The sequence below is a fragment of the Bradyrhizobium sp. PRIMUS42 genome (assembly GCF_023006515.1).
Taxonomy (GTDB): Bacteria; Pseudomonadota; Alphaproteobacteria; order Rhizobiales; family Xanthobacteraceae; genus Bradyrhizobium.
Window position 1 is genome coordinate 1 of record NZ_JALBGZ010000444.1, and the last position, 5,454, is coordinate 5,454.

Here is a 5,454-nt window from a genome sequence, read left to right on the forward strand (position 1 = left end):
GACCGTGCCGGCGACCGAGACCGAGCGCGCCGGCGCAGCGATCTGGCGCGATGCGCTTGACGTCGCGGCGGTGCACCGCGAGGACGATTTCTTCGTGCTGGGCGGAAACTCGATCGCGGCGGGCCAGGTTGCCGCTGCGATCCGTGAACGCCTGAACGTTGAAGTGGAGCTGCGCACCTTCTTCGACGCCCCGACGCTCGCGGCCTTCGCTAGCTGGATCGATGCCCTGGCGGGGACTGAGGCTGGACGGACGCTGCCGCAGATCCCGTGGGCCGCCTCGGCCGATCGTGCGATGCTGTCGCACGCGCAGGAGCGGCTGTGGTTCCTATGGAACATGGATCCGGCCGGGACAGCCTATACCGTTGCAAGCACAATTCGCCTGAATGGGCGGCTCGATCATGCCGTGCTGTCGCGCGCTCTCGGAGAGATCGTCCGTCGTCACGAGATATTGCGCACGACGTTCGTCGCCAGGGACGGCCGCGGAACGCAGCTCATCCACGATGTCATGAGCATTGGCTTCCGCCACGAGGATCTCCGGCCGTATTCTGCGCGGGAACGCGCCGAGTTCGCGGAGACGCTCAAGCGATCCGAGCTCGGCAAGCCGTTCGATCTCGTGAATGGGCCGCTGTTGCGCGCGGTGCTGCTCCAGCTCGCGGACGATGCCTACGAATTGCTGCTGCTGGCCCATCACATCATCGTCGACGGCTGGTCGCTCGATGTGCTGCTCGAAGAGCTGGCCGCTCTCTATCGCAGCGGCATCGGTCAGGGTGCAGGCTCGCCGCCGATTCCGGCGATTCAATATGCGGACTTCGCGGCCTGGCAGCGAAACTGGCTCTCGGGAGGCGAGGGCGATCGGCAGCTCGCGTATTGGCGCACCAAGCTCGGCGATATTCATCCGATCCTGGCGTTGCCGCATGATCGGTCGCGTCCGGCGCTCCAGAGCCATGCCGGCGATACCATTGGTCTTGCCATCGACGGCGCGCTCGCCGTCCGGCTCCGGGAGATCGCCCGAAAGCAGCGCGTCAGCGTCTTCATGCTGCTGCTCGGCGCATATCAGGTGCTGCTCCATCGCTACACCGGGCAAAACGATCTGAGAGTGGGCGTGCCGATCGCGGGGCGTCGTCATACGCAGCTTGAGCGGCTGATCGGATGTTTCGTCAATACGCTGGTGTTGCGGGCAGAAATCGCCGGCGAAGCGAGCTTCCCGAGCCTGCTGTATCAGGTCAAGGAATCGGTGGTTGAGGCGCTGTCTCATCAGGATCTTCCTTTCGAAATGCTGGTCGACGGCCTCCGGCCCGAACGCAGCGGTGGGCACAATCCGCTGTTCCAGGCGAAGTTCAACTACATGACGGCGCCGGGCGGATTCGCCGGCGTCGAAGGGCTCAGCGCCGAAATCGACATCATCGATCTCGCAGGTTCGCATTTCGATCTCGCGCTCGACGTCATCGATGGCGCGCCCGGCATGAAGGTGACGTTCAATTACGCCACCGATCTATTCGATCGTCCGACCATCGCGCGGCTGGCGGCGCAGTTCGATTCGATGCTGCGCCAGATAGCGGACAATGCCGAGCGGCGGATATCGGACTTCGTCATCGACGATGGGCGCCGGCAGACCGTGCCGAAGCAGGTCGCGGCATTCGGCTTCACCGATGTGGTCAGCCGTCACCGTGCGGCGACCACAGATCGACAGGCTGCCATGGCCATCCGATGCGGCCGGGAGCAGATGACCTTTGCTGATCTCGAGCAGCGGTCCAACCGTGTCGCGCATGTTCTCATTGCCAAGGGCGTGGCGCGCGAGACACCGGTCGCGCTGTGGATCGAGCGTTCGCCGGCCTTCGTCGTCGCCTTGCTCGGCGTGCTGAAGGCCGGCGGCGCTTACGTCCCGCTGGATCCGAAATGGCCGCTGGAGCGCATTCGTCGCATCTTGACGGACGGTGGCATCGACATCGTGCTGGCGGTGGGTGAGAAGTTGGCCGAAGCACGTGGGCTTGGTTGCCTGGTGCTCGATGCGGAAGCGGAGGCCGCGCGCGAGGTGGCATCGAGCCCGCTTGTCGGCGCAGCGATTCACCCGGAACAGACCGCTTACGTCATCTATACCTCGGGATCGACCGGCGCGCCGAAGGGCGTCAGCGTCTCGCACGGCGCCTTGGCCAATTATGTACAGGCTCTGCTGCAACGCTTGGAGCCGCGTCCGTCGGCGAACATGGCGATGGTGTCGACGGTGGCGGCCGATCTCGGACACACCGTCCTGTTCGGCGCGCTCGCGTCCGGCGCGACGCTGCATCTGCTGCCTCCGGAAGCCGCGTTCGACGCGGATGCGTTCGCGCAAGCTATGCGCGAGGGTGAGGTCGGCATTCTCAAGATCGTACCAAGCCATCTGCGGGGGTTGCTGCAGGCCTCGCGCTCGGCCGACCTTCTCCCCCGCGACGCGCTCGTCCTGGGAGGAGAGGCTTCCGACGCCGCATTGCTGGACGAAGTCCGGCGCTTGCGGCCGGAATGCCGGATTCTGAATCATTACGGGCCCACGGAAACGACCGTTGGCGCGGTGACGCATGAGTGCGTGGCTGAACGCGAGAACGGCCCGGTTCCGATCGGGCTGCCTCTCGCCAATCTGCGCGCCCATGTCCTGGATGACACGCTGAACGAAGTGCCGATCGGCGTTGCCGGCGAGCTCTATATCGGCGGTGCCGGGCTGGCGCGGGGCTATCGCGGCGCGGCGGGCTTGACTGGAGAACGCTTCGTGCCGGATCCGTTCGGGGAAGCAGGTGAGCGGCTCTATCGAACTGGGGATCGTGTCCGCTGCGACGGGGCGGGCCGGCTGATATTCCTGGGCCGCACCGATGATCAGATCAAGTTGCGCGGCTATCGCATCGAGCTCGGTGAGGTCGGGCGTGTCATCAAGGCGCTACGCGGGATCGATGATGCCGTGGTCGTTCCGCGCGAGATCGGGGCGAGCGCCGAACGCCAGGAGCTGGTGGCCTATTGTGTGCCGGAGAGCGGCGTTGGTCCGCATGCCGATGCGATCAAGCAACAGCTGGCTGCGATCGTGCCGGACTATATGGTGCCGTCGCACATCGTCATGTTGGCGCGACTGCCGCTGACGCCAAATGGAAAGGTCGATCGTCGCGCATTGCCCGAGCCCGCTGAAGACGGGCTGTCCGCCGGCTATGCCGAGCCGGCGGGAGATATTGAGGTTGCTATCGCGGCGGTCTGGTGCGAGGTGCTCGGTCGCGAGCGCGTCGGTCGCAATGACAATTTCTTCGAGCTCGGTGGCGATTCCATCCTCAGCCTCCAGATCATCGCCCGCCTGCGCAAGCGCGGCATCCGGCTGACGCCGAAGCAGATCTTCAGCCAGCAGACGGTCGCCGGATTGGCGACGGTCGCCGCCATATCGACGGGGGCGCCCCCGAAGAAAGAGAAGCGGGACGCGGAGACGTCGACCGGCGGCGATGCTGCATCCGGCATGCGCCACCTGATGCCGATCCAGGCGCGCTTCTTCGCTGAGGACATCGGCCATCGGGATCACTGGAACCAGGCGATTCTGTTGCTGCCCCACATGCAAGTCGACTGGGAGACGCTCCGGCGCGCGCTCGCTGTCATCGTGGCGCATCACGATGCGTTGCGCCTGAGATTCAAGCAAGTGGATGGCGCCTGGCGGGCGGAGCAGGGACCGCCTCCGGCGCCATCCGAATTGTTGTGGGTGCATGCGAACGTCGGTGGCGCGACGGAAATTGCCGGGCTCGCACGAGCCGCGCAGGAGAGCCTTCGGCTGTCCTCGGGACCACTGCTGCGCGCCGTCGGCATGGACATGGCGGACGGTGGCCAACGGTTGCTGCTTGTGAGCCATCATCTTGTCGTCGATGGCGTGTCCTGGCGTATCCTGATGGAAGATCTGGTGTCGGCCTATGACCAGCTGCAATGCGGCAGCCCCGTCACGCTGTCTCCGAAGAGCGAATCCTACGCCTCGTGGAGCGAACGGCTGCATGCCTATGCAGCGACCGCGGAGATTGCGGCCGAATTGCCCCATTGGCGCGATTGCGGTGCCGGCGCGCGCCTGCCATGTGACGATGACCATGGCGGCGTCGATCGCGTCGGTGACGGCGGCGAGGTCTCATTGGTGTTCGACGCCGACCTGACCTCGCGGCTGCTCGAACAGGCGCCCGCCGCCTATCGGACCCAGGTCAACGACCTGTTGCTGGCCGGTCTCGCGCGCGCGGTGTCGCGCTGGAGCCAGCACAACGAAGTCTCGGTGGAGCTCGAAGGCCACGGCCGCGAGGACATTTTCCCGGACGCGGATGTGTCCCGTACCGTCGGCTGGTTCACGACGGCATTTCCGGTCCGACTGAAAGATACGGCCGCCGACGAGGCCTCGCTGATCAAGGCGGTCAAGGAGAGGCTTCGCGCGATTCCGAACCGCGGGCTCGGCTATGGCGTGCTGCGCCATCTCGGCTCCGAGCAGCAGCGCCATGCCCTCGCGCAATTGGCGGAGCCGCAGATCGTCTTCAACTATCTCGGCCGGTTCGACGGCGGCATGGGCACAACCCAGCGCTTCTCCTTCGCAGCGGAGAGTGCAGGTCCGTCACGTAGCGCCACTGCACCCATGCGCGGATGGCTGAATGTCACCGGCCTCGTGCGTGATGGCCGGCTCGAATTGTCTTTCGGATATGGACGCAAGCGCTATCGGCACGCGACAGTCGAGCGACTGGCGGCGCATTACGGGGATGCACTGCGCGAACTGGTCGCGCATTGCTGCAATGGAGCGTTCGGGCTCACGCCATCGGATGTCGCATTGTCCGGGCTCGGTCAGGCCGATCTCGATCGGCTCGCGACGACCTCGGATCTTCGCGGCATCGAGGACATCTATCCGCTCTCGCCGATGCAGCAGGGCATGCTGTTCCATGCGCTGCGCGACGGCGCCGACGATGCCTATGTGAACCAGGTCGGGCTCGAACTGTTCGGCGTCGATGCCGGCAAACTGCGAACCGCGTGGCAGGTGGTCAGCGACCGGCACGCGGCCTTGCGGACAGGGTTTGTCTGGCAGAACCTGTCGGGCGCAGTGCAGCAGGTGGTGCATCGTCATGCCACGGTGCCGTTCGTCGAAGAGGACTGGCGCGACGGCTCGCGCATGGATTTAGAAGCGGCGCTGACCGAGATATCCCGGCGCGACCGCGAGAAGGGCTTCGACGTTTCGCAGCCGCCTCTCCAGCGTCTTCGCTTGATCCGTCTCGACGACGACCGTCACTGGCTGATCTGGACTCATCATCACATCTTCGCCGATGGTTGGAGTTCGGCCAGACTGATTGCGGAGGTGCTGCAGCACGTGAGCGGCGTCACGCTGCCGGCCGTGCAGGGCAGCCATCGCGACTATATTGCATGGCTGCAAGGCCGCGATCGCGAAAGCGCCGAGAGGTTCTGGCGCGACGCGCTGGCGGGGCTCGAAACGCCGACGCTGCT

Annotated in this window: 1 protein-coding gene; it reads left to right on the forward strand. The window is 65.4% G+C overall.

Annotation, left to right across the window (positions count from 1 at the left end):
* Positions 1 to 5,454 (forward strand): non-ribosomal peptide synthetase (locus tag MOV75_RS26135; protein ID WP_247006844.1); only part of this gene is annotated, 5,454 nt, incomplete at both ends.